25 protein-coding genes and 1 pseudogene are annotated in these 22,003 nt (G+C 59.2%); 15 read left to right on the top strand and 11 right to left on the bottom strand.

The features are described 5' to 3' along the window. Positions 1-7: 7 nt before the first annotated feature. Entirely contained in the window at positions 8-1,099 is a 1,092-nt protein-coding gene (aroC, locus tag I9H09_RS09050; RefSeq protein WP_005887488.1) for a chorismate synthase, read from the bottom strand. Positions 1,100-1,240: 141 nt separating this feature from the next. Here aroC and I9H09_RS09045 point away from each other — a divergent pair, with 141 nt between their 5' ends. Next, a complete protein-coding gene (locus I9H09_RS09045; RefSeq protein ID WP_122347200.1) occupies positions 1,241-2,260 on the top strand; it encodes an alpha/beta hydrolase in 1,020 nt (339 codons plus the stop codon). A gap of 100 nt (positions 2,261-2,360) precedes the next feature. Next, positions 2,361-3,164 (top strand): hypothetical protein, encoded by an 804-nt coding sequence (locus I9H09_RS09040; RefSeq protein WP_080267883.1) that lies wholly within the window; start codon positions 2,361-2,363, stop codon positions 3,162-3,164. A gap of 55 nt (positions 3,165-3,219) precedes the next feature. Here the strand turns inward: I9H09_RS09040 and prmB are convergent, their stop codons facing one another. Further along, positions 3,220-4,128, bottom strand: coding sequence for a 50S ribosomal protein L3 N(5)-glutamine methyltransferase (prmB, locus tag I9H09_RS09035; protein ID WP_053480628.1), 909 nt, complete (start codon positions 4,126-4,128; stop codon positions 3,220-3,222). A 247-nt stretch (positions 4,129-4,375) separates the two neighbouring features. Between prmB and I9H09_RS09030 the strand changes: the two genes are divergently transcribed. The 5 genes from I9H09_RS09030 to I9H09_RS09010 all read left to right on the top strand — a co-directional run bounded on the left by I9H09_RS09030 (position 4,376) and on the right by I9H09_RS09010 (position 7,250). Next, positions 4,376-4,966, top strand: coding sequence for a cysteine hydrolase family protein (locus tag I9H09_RS09030; protein WP_005887484.1), 591 nt, complete (start codon positions 4,376-4,378; stop codon positions 4,964-4,966). Positions 4,967-5,112: 146 nt separating this feature from the next. Continuing rightward, positions 5,113-5,430: a hypothetical protein gene (locus I9H09_RS09025; protein WP_005887483.1), complete on the top strand. Its 318-nt coding sequence runs from the start codon at positions 5,113-5,115 to the stop codon at positions 5,428-5,430. Between the two features lie 45 nt (positions 5,431-5,475). Further along, positions 5,476-6,033: a Smr/MutS family protein gene (locus I9H09_RS09020; protein WP_005887482.1), complete on the top strand. Its 558-nt coding sequence runs from the start codon at positions 5,476-5,478 to the stop codon at positions 6,031-6,033. A gap of 218 nt (positions 6,034-6,251) precedes the next feature. Further along, positions 6,252-6,797, top strand: coding sequence for a GTP cyclohydrolase I FolE (gene folE, locus I9H09_RS09015; RefSeq protein WP_005887481.1), 546 nt, complete (start codon positions 6,252-6,254; stop codon positions 6,795-6,797). A 75-nt stretch (positions 6,798-6,872) separates the two neighbouring features. Beyond that, the gene (locus I9H09_RS09010) at positions 6,873-7,250 is read left to right on the top strand and encodes a glutathione S-transferase N-terminal domain-containing protein (protein ID WP_024670701.1); all 378 of its coding nucleotides are present in this window, start codon (positions 6,873-6,875) and stop codon (positions 7,248-7,250) included. A 21-nt stretch (positions 7,251-7,271) separates the two neighbouring features. Here the strand turns inward: I9H09_RS09010 and I9H09_RS27120 are convergent. The 3 genes and pseudogenes from I9H09_RS27120 to I9H09_RS09000 all read right to left on the bottom strand — a co-directional run. Further along, positions 7,272-7,406, bottom strand: a pseudogene (locus tag I9H09_RS27120) (lysozyme inhibitor LprI family protein); the annotation flags it as partial. 36 nt (positions 7,407-7,442) lie between these two features. Further along, on the bottom strand, positions 7,443-8,045 hold the full coding sequence (locus tag I9H09_RS09005; protein ID WP_005887479.1) for a glutathione S-transferase family protein: 603 nt from the start codon (positions 8,043-8,045) through the stop codon (positions 7,443-7,445). Positions 8,046-8,084: 39 nt separating this feature from the next. Next, entirely contained in the window at positions 8,085-9,251 is a 1,167-nt protein-coding gene (locus tag I9H09_RS09000) for an aminotransferase-like domain-containing protein (protein WP_024690345.1), read from the bottom strand. An 82-nt stretch (positions 9,252-9,333) separates the two neighbouring features. Here I9H09_RS09000 and I9H09_RS08995 point away from each other — a divergent pair, with 82 nt between their 5' ends. Beyond that, positions 9,334-9,804 (top strand): MarR family winged helix-turn-helix transcriptional regulator, encoded by a 471-nt coding sequence (locus I9H09_RS08995; RefSeq protein ID WP_122325323.1) that lies wholly within the window; start codon positions 9,334-9,336, stop codon positions 9,802-9,804. 115 nt (positions 9,805-9,919) lie between these two features. Beyond that, positions 9,920-11,110 (top strand): benzoate/H(+) symporter BenE family transporter, encoded by a 1,191-nt coding sequence (locus I9H09_RS08990; protein ID WP_236502275.1) that lies wholly within the window; start codon positions 9,920-9,922, stop codon positions 11,108-11,110. A gap of 21 nt (positions 11,111-11,131) precedes the next feature. Here I9H09_RS08990 and I9H09_RS08985 read toward each other — a convergent pair whose 3' ends face one another. After that, the gene (locus I9H09_RS08985) at positions 11,132-12,067 is read right to left on the bottom strand and encodes a S66 peptidase family protein (RefSeq protein WP_122347202.1); all 936 of its coding nucleotides are present in this window, start codon (positions 12,065-12,067) and stop codon (positions 11,132-11,134) included. 230 nt (positions 12,068-12,297) lie between these two features. Between I9H09_RS08985 and I9H09_RS08980 the strand changes: the two genes are divergently transcribed. Further along, positions 12,298-13,305: an NADP-dependent oxidoreductase gene (locus I9H09_RS08980; RefSeq protein ID WP_005887473.1), complete on the top strand. Its 1,008-nt coding sequence runs from the start codon at positions 12,298-12,300 to the stop codon at positions 13,303-13,305. A gap of 129 nt (positions 13,306-13,434) precedes the next feature. Here I9H09_RS08980 and pyrF read toward each other — a convergent pair whose 3' ends face one another. Then, on the bottom strand, positions 13,435-14,133 hold the full coding sequence (gene pyrF / locus I9H09_RS08975; RefSeq protein ID WP_024670705.1) for an orotidine-5'-phosphate decarboxylase: 699 nt from the start codon (positions 14,131-14,133) through the stop codon (positions 13,435-13,437). A 294-nt stretch (positions 14,134-14,427) separates the two neighbouring features. On the opposite strand from pyrF, the gene eat reads away from it, so the two are divergent. Next, entirely contained in the window at positions 14,428-15,792 is a 1,365-nt protein-coding gene (gene eat, locus I9H09_RS08970) for an ethanolamine permease (protein WP_122347203.1), read from the top strand. A 116-nt stretch (positions 15,793-15,908) separates the two neighbouring features. Continuing rightward, complete coding sequence (locus tag I9H09_RS08965) at positions 15,909-16,076, top strand: DUF2897 family protein (protein ID WP_005887468.1); 168 nt, start codon at positions 15,909-15,911, stop codon at positions 16,074-16,076. A gap of 33 nt (positions 16,077-16,109) precedes the next feature. Here I9H09_RS08965 and I9H09_RS08960 read toward each other — a convergent pair whose 3' ends face one another. Next, a complete protein-coding gene (locus I9H09_RS08960) occupies positions 16,110-16,949 on the bottom strand; it encodes a substrate-binding periplasmic protein (protein WP_122312732.1) in 840 nt (279 codons plus the stop codon). Positions 16,950-17,188: 239 nt separating this feature from the next. Here I9H09_RS08960 and I9H09_RS08955 point away from each other — a divergent pair, with 239 nt between their 5' ends. Together I9H09_RS08955 and ppnP are read left to right on the top strand one after the other, a co-directional pair. Continuing rightward, positions 17,189-17,731 carry a 3'-5' exonuclease gene (locus I9H09_RS08955; RefSeq protein ID WP_005887464.1) on the top strand — a complete coding sequence of 181 codons (543 nt, stop codon included), beginning with the start codon at positions 17,189-17,191 and terminating at the stop codon, positions 17,729-17,731. Between the two features lie 141 nt (positions 17,732-17,872). After that, entirely contained in the window at positions 17,873-18,154 is a 282-nt protein-coding gene (gene ppnP, locus I9H09_RS08950; RefSeq protein WP_005887461.1) for a pyrimidine/purine nucleoside phosphorylase, read from the top strand. A 32-nt stretch (positions 18,155-18,186) separates the two neighbouring features. On the opposite strand, the gene I9H09_RS08945 is transcribed toward ppnP, so the two are convergent. Beyond that, on the bottom strand, positions 18,187-19,956 hold the full coding sequence (locus I9H09_RS08945; protein ID WP_024670707.1) for an ABC transporter transmembrane domain-containing protein: 1,770 nt from the start codon (positions 19,954-19,956) through the stop codon (positions 18,187-18,189). 286 nt (positions 19,957-20,242) lie between these two features. On the opposite strand from I9H09_RS08945, the gene I9H09_RS08940 reads away from it, so the two are divergent. Continuing rightward, the gene (locus I9H09_RS08940; RefSeq protein WP_005887456.1) at positions 20,243-20,413 is read left to right on the top strand and encodes a PA1571 family protein; all 171 of its coding nucleotides are present in this window, start codon (positions 20,243-20,245) and stop codon (positions 20,411-20,413) included. Positions 20,414-20,498: 85 nt separating this feature from the next. Here I9H09_RS08940 and pdxB read toward each other — a convergent pair whose 3' ends face one another. Continuing rightward, positions 20,499-21,641 (bottom strand): 4-phosphoerythronate dehydrogenase PdxB, encoded by a 1,143-nt coding sequence (gene pdxB / locus I9H09_RS08935; RefSeq protein ID WP_122347204.1) that lies wholly within the window; start codon positions 21,639-21,641, stop codon positions 20,499-20,501. 89 nt (positions 21,642-21,730) lie between these two features. After that, positions 21,731-21,985 carry a sulfurtransferase TusA gene (gene tusA / locus I9H09_RS08930; RefSeq protein ID WP_005887451.1) on the bottom strand — a complete coding sequence of 85 codons (255 nt, stop codon included), beginning with the start codon at positions 21,983-21,985 and terminating at the stop codon, positions 21,731-21,733. Positions 21,986-22,003 lie beyond the last annotated feature (18 nt).

Raw genomic sequence — 22,003 nt, 5'->3', positions numbered from 1 at the left:
GCGCTTGTCACAGCTGCGCCAGCACAGGCGTATCGACGCGAACATCGGCATTCTGTCCGCGATGACGCAGCAGGTGGTCCAGCAACACCATGGCCATCATCGCCTCGGCAATAGGCGTGGCACGAATACCGACACAAGGGTCATGGCGCCCCTTGGTGATGACATCGCCCGGGGCACCATTCACATCGATTGATCGCCCCGGCGTGGTGATGCTGGACGTCGGCTTGAGCGCCAGATGCGCGATGATCGGCTGACCGGAGGAAATGCCGCCGAGAATGCCGCCCGCCTGATTCGACAGAAAACCCTGCGGCGTCATTTCGTCACGATGCTCTGTGCCACGCTGGGCCACACAGTCGAAGCCGGCGCCAATCTCCACGCCCTTGACTGCGTTGATGCTCATCAGCGCATGGGCCAGTTCGGCATCCAGACGGTCGAAAATCGGCTCGCCCAGGCCCGGCATCACGCCTTCAGCCACCACCGTGATTTTCGCGCCGACCGAATCCTGGTCGCGACGTAGCTGGTCCATGTAGGCCTCCAGCTCTGGCACTTTGTCGGGGTCCGGGCAGAAAAAAGCGTTGTCTTCGACCGAATCCCAGGTTTTGAACGGGATCTGGATCGGCCCCAACTGGCTCATGTAACCGCGGATGACAATGCCTTGGGTCGCCAGGTATTTCTTGGCAATGGCCCCGGCAGCAACGCGCATGGCGGTCTCCCGCGCAGAGCTGCGGCCGCCGCCCCGGTAATCACGGATGCCGTACTTGTGGTGGTAGGTGTAATCGGCGTGAGCGGGCCGGAACAGGTCCTTGATGGCAGAGTAGTCCTTGGACTTCTGATCGGTGTTGCGGATCAGCAGGCCGATGGAGGCACCCGTGGTCTTGCCCTCGAAGACGCCCGACAGGATTTCGACCTCATCGGCTTCTTGGCGCTGGGTCGTGTGGCGGCTGGTGCCGGGCTTGCGGCGGTCCAGATCACGCTGCAGATCTTGCAGATCAAGCTCAAGCCCGGGCGGGCAGCCGTCGACGATAGCGACCAGAGCCGGGCCGTGGCTTTCGCCGGCGGTGGTGACAGTGAACAGCTTGCCGAAAGTGTTGCCGGACATGCGGGCGCTCCGAAAAATCAGCCAAAAAACCAGATCGTTGAAACAAGCGCGCCAGTATACGCAGCCTCGCGGTTCAGTTCATCCTCGAACCTTCTGTGACCGCGTGCGTCCAAGCGAGACCCCACCCATGATGGCCATGCGATGTTATCCGGTAATTCCCCGAATCGAGCGTTCAAACTACTGTGCCTTCTGGCGCTGCCGGTCACACTGATCCTGACCCTGATGCCTGACGCAGCCAGCGCTGCAGGGCCGACAACGGTGCAGCGTACAGTCAGCGTGGACACTGAAAACGGCAAGCTTTACGGCACCTTGCTGATGCCGCGCTCGGACACACCTGTGCCGGTGGTGCTTATCATTGCTGGCTCAGGCCCGACTGACCGCAACGGCAATAACCCGGAAGGCGGACGCAACGACAGCATGAAGCGCCTGGCGGTGATCCTGGCCAACAACAATATTGCCAGCGTGCGCTACGACAAGCGTGGTGTGGCAGCCAGCAAGGCGGTAACGCCGGATGAGCGCAACCTCAGCGTCGAACGCTATGTTGCCGACGTGCAGCTATGGGTCAGGGCAATCAAGGCTAACCCGCGCCTGGGTCAGTTGATCCTGCTGGGCCATAGCGAAGGCGCGCTGGTCGCAAGCCTAGCGGCGGAAAAGGCCGGCGCAGCGGCAGTGATCTCTGTAGCCGGCACCGGCAGACCTGTGGATGAAGTGCTACGCGAGCAATTCCGCGAGCGACTTCCGCCAGAACTGTTACAGCGCAGTGATCAATTGCTCGACGAACTCAAGGCGGGCAAAACCGACGAAAAGGTTCCCTCCGAGATGGAGGTGGTGTTCCGTCCCAGTGTCCAGCCCTATCTGATTTCGCTGTTTCGGCAGAACCCGGCAGCTGCCTTTGGCGCATTGCATGTTCCTGCGCTGATCGTCCAGGGGCGCAATGACATCCAGGTCGGCGTGCGTGACGCTCTGCTGCTGAAAAAAGCCAAACCCGACGCCGAACTGGCCCTGATCGACGGCATGAATCATGTGCTGCGCATCGTGCCGGACGACCTGCAGCAACAACTGCTGTCTTATCGCAACCCGACCCAGCCCTTGGCTGACGAAGTGACGTCGCGCATTGTGGGCTTTATCAAGGCATTGCCCGCGTCGGCAAAAAAGAACTGACTGACAGCAACCACCCACCCTTCAGTCTCGGCCGCTCTGGCCGATAGCAGTTTGCCGGCCTTGTGTTTTGCTGCACGAGGTCAAGGACAGGGCCACCGCTATGACTGACGCGAATATCATGACCGAAACCACTGCAGAACCCATCAGCACAGAAGCCGAGGTTGCGGCACCGCCACAACCGTGGGAAGACGTTCTGCCCGAAAGTTTTCAGATGCTGCGCCTCGCACCGCAACCTACTGACCGGGCTACCGGTGGGCGGCCGTTGCGTTTTGTGCAGTTCGGTCGTGCCGAACGTCACAGCAAGGCGCTGAGCCTGCTGCGCATCAACATTCAGCTGCCCGGCCAACGCGTTCGTAAAGAACAGAACAATCTGGATTTATGGGCCGACCACGAGAAACGCATTGTGCGTTTCGGCCCGGAGTCAGGCTTGCAGATAGAGCCGTGGAACCGGGGGATCGGTCGCTTCATGATTGCCCATGCGGTCCACTGGGCACAGAAAAGATGGTCTTCCTACAAGATCGAGGGCGTGGCCCTGGCCAGCAAGGACGGCTTGAACGAAGACACCCGCCTGCGCCGCGATCACTTTCTGCGCACCCTGGGCTTCGAAGTCGCTTATGCCGACGCCCAGCACATGAAAGGCAGTATCAAGGATGTGCATGTTGGCAACCTGCACAGCACCTGGAACAACGACAAGGTGCAGATCGTCGAAATTCTCGAAGCGTCGCAAATGCTGGAAAAGGCAGAAAAAAACATGATCGAGCAGGAAGTCACCATCCGCCAGCACGAAGAGCGGGTCGGCAAATACAAGCGTGAGGACGCCAGTCTGCGTTTCACGATTGCCTGCTTGGTGACTTTCGCTGTGTTCCAGGCAGGGCTGCTGATCTGGATCGCCACGCACCGCTGAAACGGCTTGCCTGCGGACTGCCGGGGCTGCGATGCCAGCCCCTGTCAGGTTCGCCTCAGATTCGAGACTGAAACAGTGCCTGATGCTCGCGGCACTGCTCGGCAGTCAGCATGAACACACCGTGGCCACCACGCTGAAAGTCCAGCCAGGCGAAATCGACTTCCGGGTACAGCGCCTGTACGTGTACCTGGCTGTTGCCCACTTCGACGATCAGCAAACCCTTCTCGTTCAGATGATCAGCGGCCTGGGCCAGCATGCGGCGTACCAGGTTCAGACCGTCACTGCCGCAGGCCAGCGCCAGTTCCGGTTCGTGCTGGTACTCGTCCGGCATGTCGGCGAAGTCTTCGGAATCCACATAAGGCGGATTGGACACGATGAGATCGAAGCGTTGCCCCGGCAGGCCGTCGAACCCATCGCCCTGCACGGTGTAGACCCGATCTTCCATACCGTGGCGCTCGATGTTCTGGTTGGCCACTTCAAGCGCGTCGTAGGACAGGTCGGCCAGCGCCACTTCGGCTTCGGGAAACTCGTCGGCACAGGCGATACCGATACAACCGGAGCCGGTACACAAGTCCAGAATCCGTGCAGGCTCACTGGCCAGCCACGGCGCAAAGCGCTCTTCGATCAGTTCGGCGATGGGTGAGCGCGGGATCAGCACACGCTCGTCGACAATGAACGACATGCCGCAAAACCAGGCCTCGCCCAGCAGGTAGGGCGTCGGAATACGGTCGTCGATGCGGCGTTTGATCAGGCGTTGCAGCTCGGATATCTCATCGACTTCCAGACGGCAGTCCAGATAGCTGTCGGCGATTTCCCACGGCAGATGCAAAGCGCCCAGCACCAGTTGGCGAGCTTCGTCCCAGGCATTGTCAGTGCCATGACCGAAAAACACATCTTCCTCGTGAAAGCGGCTGACGGCCCAACGGATATGGTCGCGTACGGTACGCAAACGGGAGGTGATCATGAACAAACTCCTTAAAAAACGACGAGCCACTTTGACAGGCCTGGATCCGGACAACGACGCACGCTTCGTACCCGCTAAACCCGGGAGTTTCCACGATTCGTCTGATGCCATCAAGGCAAACCGCCATCCGCCATGCCCGCAACCTGCCCTGCAGGCCACGGAAAACGTGGCTTTCGATAGTTGCCATTCCCAGAACGCTTCAGCCAGAGGACAATGTCGCAAAAGCCCCACTCAAAGGAGCCCGTGGATGTCCGATTTAAAGACCATGTTTCAACTCAGTGGCCGGGTGCATGCGCCCGCCAGCCTGAGCAACGCGACGCTGATCATCATCGATGCCCAGAAAGAATACCTGAGCGGTCCACTGGCGCTGACCGGGGTCGAAGAAGCGCTGGCCAACATCGGTCAACTGGTCGCCAAGGCTCGCGCAGTCAAGTGTCCGATCGTCCATGTCCGTCATCTGGGCACCGTCGGCGGCCTGTTCGACCCGCAGGGCGAGCGCGGCCAACTGGTTTCGGGACTTTCGCCACAAGACGACGAACACCTGGTCGAAAAACGTTTGCCCAACGCCTTCAACGGCACTGGCCTTCACGAGCTGCTGCAACGTCTGGGGCACTTGGATCTGGTGGTCTGCGGGTTCATGAGTCACTCGAGCATCAGCACCACAGTGCGCGCTACCAAGGATTACGGTTATCGCTGCACGCTGGTTGATGATGCCTGCGCGACCCGCGACCTGCCGAGCCCGCACGGTGTCGTCAGCGCCGAGGTTGTCCACCGGACCGAGATGGCAATCATGGCGGACAACTTTGCCACGCTGGCCCTCACCAAAGACCTGATCTGAAACTGCCTGACCGAGGGGTTGTGTGAACGCGCTCACATAACCGCCCATCCTTTGCTGCCCGGTTATGTACCGGAAGCGGGAACCACCCCTCTTTATCCAAGTCACAGCGCCGATACCCGCTCAGCCGCTACCTATCGAGGAAAGGCATGAAAACGTCAGATGGTTTCAATGCACGTCGCTTGCGCAACAAAGGTCCGGGTAACTGGGGCAAGCGCATCGGTATGCTGATCGCGTTGATGCTGGCGGTTGTGGGCCTGGTGCTGACCTTCGCCGGTGCCTCCAGCCTGATCGGCCATCCTCAAATGCTGGGCGAGCTGAATGCCAGCCCGGGTGGCGCCGCTTTCGTCGCGATCAGTGGGCTACTGGTGTTTTACTTGGGCATCTGGCTCTGGCGGCGTTGCCGACGCCAGCGCGGATCGAGCGGCTTGAGCATCTCCGCCCATTTGATGAAAAAACACAACTGAACCGCTCGCTTGAACGGGTAGACTAGCCTCCTTCGCGGAGGCCCCATGCAAGACGACGATTTTTCCCTGTTCAGAAGCGAGACGCGCGGCGTAAAGCCTCTCAAGCATGAACACGCTGATGTTGGCAAACCCAAGGCTGATCGAAAAATGCTGGCCCGCCTGCGCCAGTCGGCGACCGTGCGCACCGACTCGGTGATCATCGACGGGCTCTCGGACCAATTCGTGATCGATGTCGGCCCTGAAGATGTCCTGAGCTGGTCGCGAGATGGTGTTCAGGACGGGCAGATGCGCAAGCTCAAGCTCGGGCAGATTAGCTTCGAGGGCAGCCTCGACCTGCACGGCATGACCGTGGAAGTGGCTCGCGAAACCTTGTGGGAGTTTCTGGCAGAAGCCACAAAACTGGAGATACGCTGCGTGCGTGTCACACACGGCAAGGCGGTGCGTCTGGACGGTAAGCGCCCGATGATCAAGAGCCACGTCAACACTTGGTTGCGCCAGCATCCGCAGGTACTGGGCTTCTGTTCATGCGTGGCAAAACATGGCGGCGCGGGCGCTGTTTATGTGGTGCTCAAGCGCACCATGATGGAAGGTCGCGACGAGTAGCCCGCTTCACGCCTTGTCGGGCAGACCGGGCAGCAAGTGGGTAGCGACCTGGTCGCCAACGCGTTAGCAAGACGTTACAAACCCCGCCTGACACGTTGATTTGCCGCGCTGCCGTACCCCCCACGCGTGCGTAAGTTACCGTGCGTAAGTTACTATGTGCGCCTCGGCGAACGGCCATGCCCTCGCATTTATCGAATCCCACACGGAAACACACTCCTGTGACACTGGAACAGAATTACACCGCCATACTCGGGCAACTGGGCGAGGACGTCTCGCGTGAAGGCCTGCTGGACACCCCCAAGCGCGCCGCCAAGGCCATGCAGTACCTGTGTCGCGGTTACGCCCAAACGCTGGAAGAGGTAACCAACGGCGCATTGTTCAGCTCCGAGGCCAGCGAAATGGTAATGGTCAAGGACATAGAGCTGTATTCCCTCTGCGAGCACCACCTTCTGCCATTTATCGGCAAGGCACATGTGGCGTACATCCCGCAGGGCAAAGTGCTGGGCCTGTCCAAGGTCGCGCGGATCGTCGACATGTATGCCCGCCGCCTGCAGATCCAGGAAAATCTGAGCCGTCAGATCGCCGAAGCCATTCAACAGGTAACCGGCGCGCTAGGCGTTGCAGTGGTGATTGAAGCCAAACACATGTGCATGATGATGCGCGGCGTCGAAAAGCAGAATTCGGCCATGATCACTTCGGTGATGCTCGGCGAATTCCGTGAAAACGCAGCGACTCGCAGTGAGTTTCTCAGCCTGATCAAGTAATGCGTTCAGCCTGCGTTCACGTGCGGTAGCGCACGCTGAACGCTGTGCAGAACTCACCCGCTGTCCGCAAGAGGTATGAACGTGTTCATGAAAGCGTTAAGAGTGGGCCTGGGCCAACTCGTCATCGGCATCGACTTCCTGACCCGCCCAAGCAAGAAAAAACGCGATCCGCAAAGCCAGGCGGCGGTCGATGAAGCAGCACAGAACCTGACGCTTTATCAGTTTCACGCCTGCCCGTTCTGCGTAAAGACCCGCCGTGCCCTGCGTCGCCTCAACGTGCCGGTCGCGCTGCGCGATGCGAAGAACAACGAGCTCGATCGCCAGACCCTGCTCAACGAAGGCGGCAAAATCAAGGTGCCTTGCCTGCGTATCGAAGAAGAAGACAAGACAGTGTGGATGTATGAATCCAAGGTGATCATCGATTACCTTGATCAGCGCTTCGGAGCAATCTGAGCAGCGATTGCCCGACGTCGATCAACGCGGGCAATCTTCCTCGCGACAAGCAACACAGACTTGCAACTGCTTGAGCCGCACGAGGATGTGCTCGGCCAAGCATTGCGCTTGCACCAGCGGCCACATCGAGCCGGAGTCTTCCGGCTTGCCCGCCTGAGTACTGCCAGCTCATTGGCGGCGCAGGTGTTCAGGCTAGTCCAGCATGCCGATGTAGCCCGGCTGAGCCTGAACTCGCTCCAGCCAGCGACGGATACCGGTGTACGGTGTGAGGTCGAAACCGCCTTGATGCGCCACATGGGTGTAGGCATACAGGGCGATATCGGCAATCGAAAAATTATCGCCGACCAGAAACGGCGTGCGATCAAGCTGCTGCTCCATGACGGCCAGTGCCCGGTAACCGGACTTCTGCATGGCGCGATATTCGACCATGCGCTCGGCAGGCAAGCCCAGGTAAAACTGGATGAAACGCGCAACCGCCACTGAAGGCTCGTGGCTGTACTGCTCGAAGAATTGCCACTGCAGTACCTGGGTGCGCAAACGCGGTTCGGCCGGGAGGAACCTGGAGCCATCGGCGAGAAAGTTGAGAATCGCATTGGACTCCCACAAGCAGGTGCCATCTTCCAGCTCCAGCACCGGGATCTTGCCGTTGGGGTTCTTTTCCAGAAAAGCCGGGGTCTGGGTTTCGCCATTGAGAATATCGACCGGCACCCACTCGTACTCGCTGCCCAGCAGGTTAAGCATCAGCTTGACCTTGTAGCAGTTGCCCGAGTTGTAATCGCCATAAACCTTGTACATCGCCCTGCCCTCTTGATATGCCTGTGTTGCCGGATCGAATCAGGCAGCTTTCAGATTCTGTGCCGCCCGGACCACGGATGCCAGTCGTTTTATGCCCTCATCCAGGCGCGTCGGGTCGATGTGGCTGAAATTTAGCCGCAGATGGCCATGATTGGCATCAGGATCAGCGAAAAACGGCTCGCCCGGCATGAACGCAACATCCTGCTCCAGCGCGGCATCCAGCAAGGTCCGGGTGTCCAGTGGCTGTTTGAGGGTCAGCCAGAAAAACAACCCGCCTTGTGGACTGTTCCACACTGCCAGATCCGAAAAATGCGTCTGCAAGGCGCTTTCAAACGCATCACGGCGACCGCGATAGAACTCGCACAGGGTCACCAGATGCTCACGATAGTGCTCAGTGCCGATCCACTGCAAGGCCTGCCACTGGCCAGGACGATTGGTATGCAGGTCGGCGGACTGTTTCAGGCGCAACAAATGTGGAAACAGGTCGGGACTGGCAATCAGATAACCGACGCGCAGGCCAGGCAGCAGCGTTTTGGAAACCGTGCCGGTGTAAATCCAGCTGGCTTTTTTCAGGCTGCTGACGATCGGCTTTGCGCTGCCGCCATCGAAACTCAGCTCACGGTACGGTTCGTCCTCGATAAGCGTCACATCGAACTCGTCCAGCAGCGCCGCAACCGCATCGCGACTGGCCTGGCTGTAGCGCACTGCCGAGGGGTTCTGAAACGTTGGAATCAGATAGGCGAAGGCCGGCTTGTGTTGTTCAAGACGCTGACGCATGGCGAGCAGATCAGGGCCTTGAGCCAGCAAGGGCACGGTGATGCAATTTGCGCCGAACAACTGAAATATCTGCAGCGCGGCCAGGTACGTGGGCGCTTCGAGCAGAATCTCGGTGCCCTTGTCGATGTACAGCTTGGCCGCCAGGTCCAGTGTTTGCTGAGAACCGCTGACCACCATGACCTGACTGGCCTCACAGGCAATACCCAACGCTCGGGCGTCGGCCGCCAACGCCTCACGCAGCGCAGGTTCGCCTTCGCTCATACCGTACTGCCCAAGAGAAACAGGCATGTCGGCCCATTCGACTTTGGGCAGCATCGCTTCGGCAGGCAGGCCTCCGGCAAACGACATCACCTCTGGACGCTGAGCAGCGGCGAGGATCTCGCGAATCAAAGAGCTTTTCAGACGGGAAACGCGTTCGGAGAATGCCATGGTACTTACCTGTAGCCGAGACAAAGGAAAATGAGTCAAACTTATTGACTCAAATTACGACGATCATCCCGGATACGTCAACATGCTTGACTTAAAAAAACCTGCCAATCAACAAATCGCCATGGAGGCCTTCTTTTTCGGCTATCAGGCATTCACCGCCAAGGCCGATGAAATGCTGGCCAAGCGCGGCTTCAGTCGTGTGCATCAGCGCATCGTGTTTTTCATCGCCCGCTACCCCGACTTGAGCGTCAAGGAACTGCTCACGGTACTGGGCGTGAGCAAGCAGGCACTCAACGCCCCGCTCCGCCAATTGATCGCCATGAACCTGGTACACAGCGCTGCCCCCGAGAATGACAAACGCAAGCGGTTGCTGGCACTGACCGAAGAAGGCTGCCGGTTCGAGCAAGGGTTGCGGCGCGAGCAGGTCAAGCTGTTGCAACGCGTGTTCGCCGAAGCGGGTCAGAGCGCAGTGGATGGCTGGATGGCGGTCAACCTGGCGCTGGGCCAGACGCTGCAATCCGGCGCCTGCCCGGTCAGCCCTGAAGTCGAGTAAACGCACCCGCCGCAACTGTGCTGGCGTTTACTCGTATCGCTGTATAGCAAGGCTGCGTGGCCATACGTTTAGGCTTGGCGTCCTTTGCTACCTGCCCGCTTCAAGGACGTCCTGCATGAACGAGATCCTCAAGGTGCCACCGCAACCACTGCGGCCATGGGCCGATACATCGCCGTCTGCGTTAGTGGCGGGTTTCATTGCCATGATGACCGGTTGCACCAGTTCGCTGGTGCTGATGTTCCAGGCCGGGCAGGCTGCCGGGTTGAGCAACCTGCAGATTTCGTCATGGCTGTGGGCCTTGTTCATGGGCATGGCGGTGTGCAGCGTTGGCCTTTCCTTGCGTTACCGCACGCCGATCACTGTGGCGAGGTCCACACCCGGCGCGGCGCTGCTGATCACCAGCCTCGGCGGTGTGACGTACCCGGAGGCAGTCGGCGCATTCATGACCAGCGCAGTTCTGGTCATTCTCTGCGGCTTGACCGGCAGCTTCGAGCGCATGGTCCGACGCTTGCCGGCTTCTCTGGCAGCAGCCTTGCTGGCGGGAATCCTGTTCAGGATCGGCAGTGATATTTTCGTCGCCGCACAGCATCGCACCGGGCTAGTGATGGGCATGTTTTTCACTTACCTGCTGGTCAAGCGTCTTTCACCGCGCTACTCGGTGCTGCTCGCGCTGCTGGTCGGCATCGTGATATCCGCCCTGCTGGGCTTGCTGAACTTCAGCGGCCTGGCACTGCAAGTGGCGATGCCGGTCTGGACCACCCCCGAGTTTTCATGGGCGGCGACTGTCAGCATCAGCATTCCATTATTCGTGGTGGCCATGACCTCCCAGAACATGCCGGGGGTCGCCGTGCTGCGCGCCGACGGTTACTACCCGCCTACCTCGCCACTGATTTCCGTGACCGGCATCGCCTCTCTGCTGACCGCTCCGTTCGGTTGCCACGGGATCAATCTGGCCGCCATCTGCACCAGCCCTCAGGCTCACGAAGACAAAGCCAAGCGCTACACAGCGGCAATCTGGTGCGGGATTTTTTATGGTATCGCAGGGGTTTTCGGGGCCACGCTGGCAGGCTTGTTCAGCGCATTTCCCAAAGAACTGATGCTATCGATCGCCGCATTGGCATTACTCGGTTCGATCACCAACGGCCTGACCGTGGCGATGGCCGAACCGAGTGAGCGCGAACCTGCGCTGATCACCTTTATGGTGACAGCTTCAGGGTTGACGCTGTTTTCAATCGGTTCGGCATTCTGGGGCATTGTGGCGGGCTTGCTGACCTTGTTGATTCTGAATGCACGCAAGGCGCCTTAGCGCTGGGCCATACCGGCTTGTTCAGCTGCGCGTGGCGGCAGCGACGAGCAAGGTTCCGGCATCGGAATCCAGTATCGCCTGGGTGCCCAGTGGCACGGCCTGGTTCAGGTCACCGTGGCCGACCGGCAAGCCCCCGAGCACCGGGATTCCCAGGCTGCCAAGGCGCTCCAGCAACACATGAGCCGGGCTGATGGTGCCCCCGGTGTTGGGCGCCGGGGTGAACTCGCCCACCGCGATACCCGCCAGACGTTCGAGAATGCCGCAGTTGCCCAGATGAGTCAGCATGCGGTCGACCCGATAAGCAGGCTCTTTGACTTCCTCGATCAGCAGAATCGCCCCGGTCATGTCCGGCATGAACGGCGTACCGACGGACGTATCGAGAATGCACAGGTTGCCACCCAGCAACAGGCCCTGCGCACTGCCGCCGGTTCTGACCTTCGCTGTGGGTGAAGCTGGATCGGCCTTGAGCAACACCGGCTCGGTACTCATCAACGCATGGCGCATGCCGCTGACAAACAGACCACCTGCCCCCAATTGAGCGGCCACAGGACCATGAATGGTGGCCAGACGTGCATGGTTCCACAGCGCACCATGCAGGGCTGTAATGTCGGAAAAGCCGGTCACCAGCTTGGGGTCGCGGCGCACGGCTTCGATGTCCACGCGCGTGACAATCCGCTGCACGCCATACCCGCCGCGATTGCAGATGACCGCACGAATTTCCGGATCTGCCAGCGCTGCGTTCAAATCGGCGAGCCGCTCTTCATCGGTCCCTGAGTAAAACGAATAATTGCCCAATGCATGCGGATAGACGCGCGGACGCAACCCCCAGCCCTTGAGCACCTCGACTGCAGCTTCAAGCTTGGCGGGGTCCACCGGGCCTGCCGGCGAAACCAGCGCCACGGCGTCGCCGGCCCGCAGTACTTGAGGGTGAAGGGTCTGAAGATTCGTCGTGGGCATTGCACTCGTCCGGGCATTCATTTGACCAGCAATGTAGAGCACAGCGCTTAGCGACTCAAGCTGCAAGATGGCCTGATCAGGCCAGTCAAGTCGATCGCTTTGAACGCCAGAGGCTGAGTGGACTCTATCAACCACATGGATCAAACGGCATTCGCTGGATGATCGCTTCTTGCCTGAACAGCGCCATGAGCGCTTGATTCCATTCTTGAACCACTTTGTGAGGCCCTGCCATGACTGATTTTACCAACCGCCAGTTTCTGCTCGCCAAGCGTCCTTCGGGCACTGTACGCCGTGATGACTTCGACTATAAGGAAGGCCCGGTCACCGCGTTGAGCGACGGCCAGATTCTGGTCAGGAACAAATACCTGTCGCTGGACCCGGCCATGCGTGGCTGGATGAACGAAGGCAAGTCCTACATTCCGGCCGTGCAGATCGGTGAAGTGATGCGCGCGCTGGGCGTGGGCGAAGTCCTTGAATCGAAAAACCCGAAATTCACAGTGGGCGACCATGTTCAGGGTGCACTGGGTGTCCAGGACTATTTTGTCGGTGAGCCGAAAGGTTTCTACACCGTGGACACCAGCTTGGCGCCTTTGCCGCTGTACCTGTCAGCACTGGGCATGACCGGCATGACGGCCTACCTGGCGCTGCTGGACGTGGGTCAGCCAAAGAGCGGTGATACTGTTTTGATTTCCGGTGCCGCTGGCGCTGTCGGCAGCGTGGCCGGGCAGATTGCCAAGATCAAGGGCTGCCGGGTTGTCGGTATCGCCGGGGGCAAGGAGAAATGCCGCCTGCTGACCGAAGAGCTGGGGTTCGACGCAGCCATCGACTACAAATCCGAGGACGTTATGGAGGCGGTGAAACGCCATTGCCCGGACGGTGTGAACGTGTACTTCGACAACGTCGGCGGTGACATTCTGGACGCCGCACTCAGCCAGTTGGCGGTCGGTGCACGTGTGGTGATCTGCGGTGCCATCAGCCAGTACAACAACACCACAGCAGTCAAGGGTCCGGCCAACTACATGTCCCTGCTGGTCAACCGCGCGCGCATGGAAGGCTTCATCGTGCTGGACCATGGCGACCGCTTCGCCGAAGCCGGTCAGGTCATGGCTGGCTGGATCAAGGAAGGTAAGCTCAAGAGCAAGGAACATATCGAAGACGGCCTGGAAACATTCCCAGAGACATTCCTGAAGCTGTTCACAGGAGAGAATTACGGCAAGCTGATCTTGAAAGTGGAATAAGGCACACGCCTGACTTCAGCTATCGAGCGAGTTTCAACGCTCCGCGTCGCGCACCCGGCTGCTCTTGCCTGTAAAGCGTGAGAGCAGAACGGGCGCCGCCGGGGCGCCCTCACCCTGCGCAGGGCATGTTTACGCCAGCTCTGCAACCACTGCAGCCAGCGCCTTGGCCGGGTCTGCCGCCTGGCTGATCGGGCGGCCGATAACCAGGTAGTCAGAGCCTGCATCGAGCGCCTGACGCGGGGTCAGAATGCGGCGCTGATCATCTTGTGCACTGCCCGCCGGGCGAATGCCGGGGGTTACCAGTTGCAGCGACGGATGCGCTGCTTTAAGCGCCTGGGCCTCGAGTGCCGAACAGACCAGACCGTCCATACCGGCCTTCTCGGCCAACGCTGCCAAGCGCAATACCTGCACCTGCGGATCGATATCCAGACCGATACCGGCAAGGTCCTCACGCTCCATACTGGTCAGCACTGTCACGCCGATCAGCAAAGGTTGAGGTCCGGTACGCTGAGTCAGCACCTCTCGGCAGGCTGCCATCATGCGCAGGCCGCCGGAACAATGCACGTTCACCATCCACACGCCCATCTCGGCAGCAGCCTTGACTGCCATGGCCGTGGTGTTGGGAATGTCGTGGAATTTGAGGTCCAGAAACACTTCGAAGCCCTTGTCACGCAGGGTCTCGACAATGTCCGATGCGCAGCTGGTGAACAACTCCTTGCCGACCTTGACCCGACACAGCGTGGGATCGAGCTGATCAGCCAAGCGCAGGGCAGCTTCACGGGTCGGGAAATCCAGGGCGACGATGACAGGAGTCTGGCAGGCGGACATGAGCGTGGTCTCAGGTAAGTCGAAATCGGCGCGCATTGTAGCCGAAGCTGCAAGCGGACGGGGACCCGTAGATCGTCATCCATCGCCGATGCGCGCAAAACAGCCTTGCTACTACCTGCACTTGCAGCGAACACACTCGCGCAGACCTGCACCAAATCCACTCAGCAGGTCACATCAATTGACCCTGACGGTCTGCAAACGACCTTTTTTGAGGCAATACGACGGATTCCTATGCACTGGCACGGCCTCTGCAACAGGATGTTTCAACGATTACAGAACCTCAGGGAGACAACAATGAGTACGCAACTCAAGCCAACGCTAGGCACGATTCATTTATGGGGGATTGCTGTCGGGCTGGTGATTTCCGGCGAATATTTCGGCTGGAGTTATGGCTGGGGGGTGGCCGGAACATTGGGCTTTTTGGTAACAGCCCTGATGGTTGCAACCATGTACACCTGTTTCATTTTCAGTTTTACCGAACTGACCACCGCCATCCCGCACGCAGGTGGACCCTTTGCCTATAGCCGTCGCGCCTTCGGAGAAAAAGGCGGATTGATCGCCGGCATGGCAACGCTGATTGAATTTGTATTCGCACCACCGGCCATTGCCATGGCCATCGGTGCCTACCTCAACGTGCAGTATCCGGGCCTGGACCCCAGGCACGCTGCCGTCGGTGCCTACATCGTATTCATGGCGCTCAATATCGTGGGCGTGAAACTGGCCGCGACTTTCGAGCTGGTGGTGTGCATCCTCGCTGTGGCCGAATTGCTGGTGTTCATGGGGGTGGTAGCGCCAGCCTTCAGTTTCAGCAACTTCGCTCTCAACGGATGGGCCGGTTCGCAGACGTTCGGGCCCGAAGCCATCGCCGGCATGTTCGCCGCCATTCCGTTTGCCATCTGGTTTTTCCTCGCCATCGAAGGCGCAGCCATGGCCGCCGAAGAAGCCAAGGACCCGAAACGTACCATCCCCAAAGCCTACATCAGTGGGATCATCACCCTGGTGGTGCTGGCCATCGGCGTCATGTTGTTTGCCGGCGGCGTAGGCGACTGGCGCACCCTGGCCAATATCAACGACCCGCTCCCGCAGGCCATGAAAGCGGTTGTCGGGGACAGCTCCGGCTGGTTGCACATGCTGGTATGGATCGGTCTGTTCGGCCTGGTGGCCAGCTTCCACGGGATCATCATGGGTTATTCACGTCAGTTCTTCGCACTGGCCCGTGCCGGCTATCTGCATGCCTCGCTGGCAAAACTGTCACGCTTTCAGACACCGCACCGGGCGATCATCGCCGGTGGCCTGATCGGTATCGCAGCTATCTACAGTGACGGCCTGATCAACCTGAGCGGCATGACCCTCACCGCAGCCATGATCACCATGGCTGTGTTCGGCGCGATCGTGATGTACATCATGAGCATGCTCAGCCTGTTCAAACTGCGCAAGACCGAGCCGCACCTGGAGCGCACCTTCCGCGCGCCGGGCTACCCGGTGGTGCCTGGCATTGCGCTGGCGCTGGCAGTGGTGTGTCTGGTGGCAATGGCCTGGTTCAACATGCTCATCGGCCTGATCTTCCTGGGGCTTATGGCGATCGGCTTCATCTATTTCAGCCTGACCGCCAAATCGCGCGCTGATGCGCCGGCCGATGCAATGCTGACCGGCCGGTAACACGTCTCCTCCGGGTCACGTGCAATCGGCCTTGCACGCGACCCGTTCATGGCGCGTACACTTGAACCATTGAGCAGCATCGCCGCTCAAACCGGTATCACAACAAGGAGAGCGCTATGCCCTGGTATGCCTGGTTAATTTTGCTTGTAGCCATTGGCTCGATTGTCGGCGGTCTGATGATGCTGCGCGACACAGCCAAGAAACTGCCCCTCAGCGAAGAACAGCTCAAGCGTGTGCATGAGCGCAATGCAGAAATGGACGCCAAAGACGCCAAGGATCGTTAAGAAGGTTGGGTCGGCAGGCTGATACACCGCCCGTTATTTTTCGGGCGGGGCTATGCTGACTGGCAGCACCTTGATGTGCAACGGTTGGAAGATCGTTGCCAACTCCCCTCCACTGCGCAAGTTGTCCAGCAAGCGGGTGAAGTGTGGCACGTCGATATTGCCGCCTGGGCGCAGCAATGCATATTGCCGGTAAACCTGATCGACCCGTTCGGAAACCATCAGGTGCGAGGCTTCACTCGGGTGATTGGACATGAAGTCGATCAGATAGGAACGGGTAACAGGCGCCACGTCCGCGCGTCCACGGACCACCATCAGCAAGTTGCTGTCATGAGAGTAAGTCGACGTCATGTCGAAGTGTTCGCTCAGGTATTTCTGATCGGCATTGAAGTTGGCAAATCCATAATGATAACCACTGAACAACGCCAGGCGTTTGTCGGACAATGTATCGAAGTAATCCTGCTGACGCCCTTCAACCTGCCGCGCCACATACACTTCAGCGTCTTCAAGCCCAAGGTCGACCGTGTCGTGAGGAATGTCTTTCCAGCCCCACTCGGGGTTCTCGAACATCGCAATATCGAAACGACCCTCACTGAAGTCACGAAAGCGTCGGGGCACCGACGTCGGGATCATCACGAATTCATAATCGTTCTGCTCGGCGTTCAGGGCATTGATCAGTTTGGGCAACAGCCCAGTGTCTTCGCCTTTCTCGGGACGCACCATGTACGGAGGAAAATGCACTGCCGCAACCCGCACCAACTGCGCAGCAACGGCCGACGGCGCCACCATCAGCGGAATAAGCACTAACGCCCCCGCCACGGCAGTGCGCACGACACTATCAATTACCACTGCGAGTCTTTTCATAAAACACGGCATCAATCAAAGCCGCCCACGCTATGCGGTTTCTTTGATTTAGACAACTGTCAAATCAACGGCGCCAATACCCTTGTGCAGAGGGCGGCCAGTGCGTAGCGAATAACAGGCCGCACCTTTGCAATAAAGGGCGGTCATTGTAGAGCGACGGCCGAATGCACAGTGAACCGTAGGACATAAGGGGCTGGCATCGGCTAATGTAGTTACGCTGAAGCCATTGAATATCAAAACGGAGCTTGATGATGCCGCATTGGCTGGTGATTGATCTGGAAGCGACAACCGAAGAAGGTGGCTGGCCAGTCGCAGAAATGGAAGTCATCGAGATAGGCGCAACGCTCGTCAATCAGGACGGGCGCGAACTGGACCATTTCGAACGTTTCGTGCGCCCTGTACGCAGGCCGTTGCTGACTCACTTTTGCCGCCAATTGACTCACATCAGCCAGAGCAATATCGACAGCGCTGCACCGCTGACGACGGTATGGCCTCAGTTCGAGCGTTGGCTGAGTCATCACCGTGCGCGGGTGCTGGGCTGGGCCAGCTGGGGTGACTATGACCGTCAGCAACTGGAAGAGGAATGGCGTCATCACCAACTCGACAGCGCGCTGTCGAGCATGCCGCATGTCAATCTCAAACAGCGTTTTGCCCAGGCTCGCCAGTTGCAAAAACCGCTGGGGCTGAACAGCGCTTTGCAACTGGCGGGCATGCAGTTCACAGGGCAGCAACACCGAGCGCTGGTCGATGCCCGGAACACGGCACGGCTTTTACCGCTGATCATGCCCAACTGAGTGTGACGGCATAATAGCCCGAGCCCTTGCACGCATATTATTGATGCGCTCTTGCAAAACACGTCCTTAACAGGGCGTGACGGGGTTTGGCGTGTTGGGCATACTGGCGAGCCACTCACAGCCCTTCATAAGGAATCGCCCATGTTCAAGGTCAACGAATACTTCGACGGCACCGTCAAATCCATCGCCTTCAGCCAGGTTGACGGTCAGGCAACCATCGGTGTAATGGCAGCGGGCGAATACGAGTTCGGTACGGCGCAACGGGAAATCATGCACGTGGTGTCGGGCGAGTTGCAGGTAAAACTCCCGGACAGCACTGATTGGGAAACTTTCGCGACCGGCAGTCAGTTCAATGTGCCGGCCAACAGCAAGTTCCAGCTCAAGGTCAGTGTCGACACTGCTTATCTGTGCGAATACCGCTGACCCCGATGAATCGGGAGGTGGACCTCCCGCGCTTATTCAGCGGCCGCATTGAACTGCAGGGCTGCCAGACGCGCGTACAGCGGATTGCTGGCAATCAGCTGTTGATGAGTACCGACGGCGACCAACCGCCCTTGGTCCATGACCGCAATCCGGTCGGCATTCTGCACCGTCGCCAGCCGATGGGCGATCACCAGCGTGGTACGACCCTGCATCAGACTGGGCAACGCCTGCTGAATCAGATGCTCGCTGTGCGCGTCCAGTGCGCTGGTCGCTTCGTCCAGCAACAGAACAGGCGCATCGACCAGCAATGCCCGGGCGATTGCCAGACGTTGCCGCTGCCCGCCGGACAGGCCCAGCCCGCCCTCGCCCAAGTGGGTACGATAACCGTCGGCCATCTCCAGAATGAACTCGTGAGCATGAGCAATACGTGCCGCAGCCTGAACCTGTTCGAAACTGGCGTTGACGTTGCCATAACGAATGTTGTCCTCAACGCTGCCAAAAAACAGCGCGGGGGTTTGCGAAACCAACGCAAAACAGCGACGCAAATCGTGCGGATCAAGCTGCGTAGCAGGCACCCCTTCGACAAGAATGCGCCCGTGTCCAGGATCGTAAAAACGCAGCAGCAGATCGAAAATCGTCGATTTGCCCGCACCGGAGGGGCCGACCAGCGCCAGGGTTTCTCCAGGCTCCACGGAAAGGGTCAGGTTATCGACCGCATTACGTTCAGGACGCGAGGGATAGGCAAAACTGACGTTTTCCAGCGCCAGCCTCCCGCTGATACGCTGCGGCAGATTCAGCAGCCCAGTGGCCGGCGCACTGATCTCGCTGCGGGCCTGGAGCAGTTCGCCGATCCTCTCGGCAGCACCGGCTGCACGCTGCAGCTCACCGATCACTTCGCTTAATGTGCCGAACGCCATTCCCACTACCAGTGCATAAAACACAAACGCTGCCAGTTCACCGCTGGAGATGCGGCCGCTGATCACGTCCATGCCGCCCACCCACAACATCACGGCCACCGCACCCAGCACCAGAACGATCACCAGTGTAATCAGCCAGGAGCGTTGCAGAATCCGCTTGCGGGCGGTTTCGAACGCCTGCTCGACCGTGTGGGAAAAACGCTGTCTGTCCTGTTGCTGATGGTTGTACGCCTGAACCGTCTTTATCTGCCCGAGCGCTTCAGCCACGTAGCTGCCTACATTGGCGACCCGGTCCTGGCTCTCACGCGAGAGATTGCGCACCCGCCGCCCGAACATGAGGATCGGCGCAATGATCAATGGCAAGGCCACCATCACAATGCTGGTGAGTTTGGGGTTGGTGATGAACAACAACACGATCCCGCCAATGACCATCAACGCGTTACGCAGAAACATCGACAGCGATGAGCCGATCACCGATTGCAGCAAAGTCGTATCGGCGGTCAATCGCGACTGGATTTCCGAACTGCGATTGTTTTCATAAAAGCCGGGATGTAGCTCGATCAAGTGGTCGAACACTTTCTTGCGGAGGTCTGCAACGACGCGCTCACCAATCCATGACACCAGATAGAAACGGGTAAAGGTTCCGATCGCCAAGCCGACCGTGAGCAGCATGAAAAACCCTATCGAACGCTCGAGCAATTGCGCTGAACGGGTCATGAACCCCTGATCGATCATCAACTTGATGCCCTGCCCGATCGACAGTGTGATGCCAGCGGTCACGACCAGCGCCAGCAAAGCGCCCAGCACTTGCCAGCGATAAGGGGCAATAAAACTCGCGGCCAGGCGAATTGCCTGGCGCTGACGTCGGGAAATCAGTGAAATCATGGAGAGTGAACCTGCCTGTCTGCCCGAAATGTCTGAACTGCGAAGCCTACACCTGTCCGACACACAGCGCTGCGCGCCATTCAGAGTGAACTTGCGGCGGGATGCCAAGGTCTGGTTATGACTGCTTTACAGAGCAGGCTACAAGTGATTGATCTAAAGGCCTGCTGGCAGATTCAGAACAAATCTGTTGCACTGGTATCGCGTTTGAAAGGCTGACAGTACCTGTCACGGACCGGTCATCAAGCGCGGTTAACTTAACGCCGTTACCTGATGAAAGGAGAAAACCATGAGCCTGCAAGAGCACAGCAAAGAAGTCCCGGTCGTTCGAGCCACGCCCGACCTGCCTGTTGGCGGTGCCGTTCTTGACCAGCACGGGCGAGAAGTCGTGATCACTGAAGAAATGGTTCAGGCTGCTTGCCAGGAATGCGACAAGAACTGGGTAACTCCGGAAAAATAAGACCTGATCCTGCCGAATGCATTGAAACCCGACGGTAAAGTCGGGTTTTTTATGTCCGTAAAAACCCGGAATACGCTTCGGCCAATCAGACCAGCACTGCCCCCAGCGCTCGCACTATCTGCGCAAGGGCCGCGGACTCGCCTTCCAGCCTGACCTGCAAACCCTCGATCTCTCGGCGGGGCGGGTAGTGTTTGCGCAGCGCATCAAATGCCAGGCGCTGACTGGGAATATTGCCGGTCAGGCTGCGACGGAAGTCTGCATCGTCGCGGCGCGGATCATAAACACCACGACACAACATGTTCAGTGCCCACAGCGGCTCGGTTGCGGCGGCAAGGCTGACCTGCGCCAGCCAGGGTGCCGGCAGTAGATCGTCAAGACTGATCAGCGGCGGCTGCTCAAGAAACGTGCACAGCGCGTGGTAAATCTGCGCTGTACCGCGCTGTCGGCCATCAAGGCTGTAACCGGCGATGTGCGGCGTTCCAAGTACACACAGGTCGGCCAGCGCAACGTTGACCTGCGGCTCGCCCTCCCATACATCCAGCACGGCCTGCAAGTCTTCCCGCTCGAGCAGGACATCATGTAATGCGGCGTTATCTACCACCGCGCCCCGGCTGGCATTGATCAGCCACGTGCCCTGCCTTAACTGGCGCAGACGCGTGTCGTCGAGCAGGTGCCAGGTTGCTAGCTCCCCGGTCTTGCTCAAGGGCGTGTGCAGGCTGATGACATCACAGCGTTGCAGGACTTCATCAAGGCTGACGAAATCGCCTCCTTCGGCGGCCTGACGCGGGGGATCGCAGACCAGGACATTCCAGCCCAGCGCTTTCAGGACGGCGATCAGACGCCCACCCACCTGCCCTGCTCCCACCACGCCATAGGTACGCTGCCTGAGGTCGACGCCTTCTATTTCCGCCAGGGTCAACAGGCTGCCCAGTACGTAATCCACCACGCCACGCGCATTGCAACCCGGTGCGCTGGCCCACTGGATTCCGGCTTCCGCGAAATACTCTAGGTCCAGGTGATCGGTGCCAATCGTGCAGGTACCGATAAAACGCACCGGGCTGCCTTCAAGCATTTCGCGGGTCACCGGTGTCACGGAGCGCACCAGCAGGATATCGGCCTCGGCGACTGCTGCGCGGTCGATAGCGCGGCCAGGCAAGCGCTGGATTTCACCGAACCCGGCAAAAAAGGCGTCAAGCAGCGGGATATTTTCGTCGGCAACAATGCGCATGGAAGACTCTCTGGGTCTGGCGAACATGGACCTGTCCATCGTATGGACAGGCGCGTCGTGAACAGGCGCGGGTTGCAGCGATAGGGCAATCAGTCGGCTTTCTTGCGAATCCAGTACAGAAACGTTCCTTCCCCGGTCTGCTCCGCAACCAGCTCATGACCCAGGAATACACAAAACTTGGGGATGTCGCGACGTGTGGACGGATCGGTCGCGATGACCTTGAGCAAACCGCCCGCAGGCAGGTCGCGGACCTTTTGGTGCAACATCATCACCGGTTCCGGGCAGTTCAGCCCGGTGGCATCCAGAACGGAGTCAACGGCGAGACTTTCGATGGGTTCAGACATGGGGCTCTCCAGCAACGG

The sequence above is a fragment of the Pseudomonas tremae genome (assembly GCF_023278125.1).
In the GTDB taxonomy this organism is placed as follows: Bacteria; Pseudomonadota; Gammaproteobacteria; order Pseudomonadales; family Pseudomonadaceae; genus Aquipseudomonas; species Aquipseudomonas tremae.
This window is presented reverse-complemented; position numbering and strand designations above follow the sequence as displayed.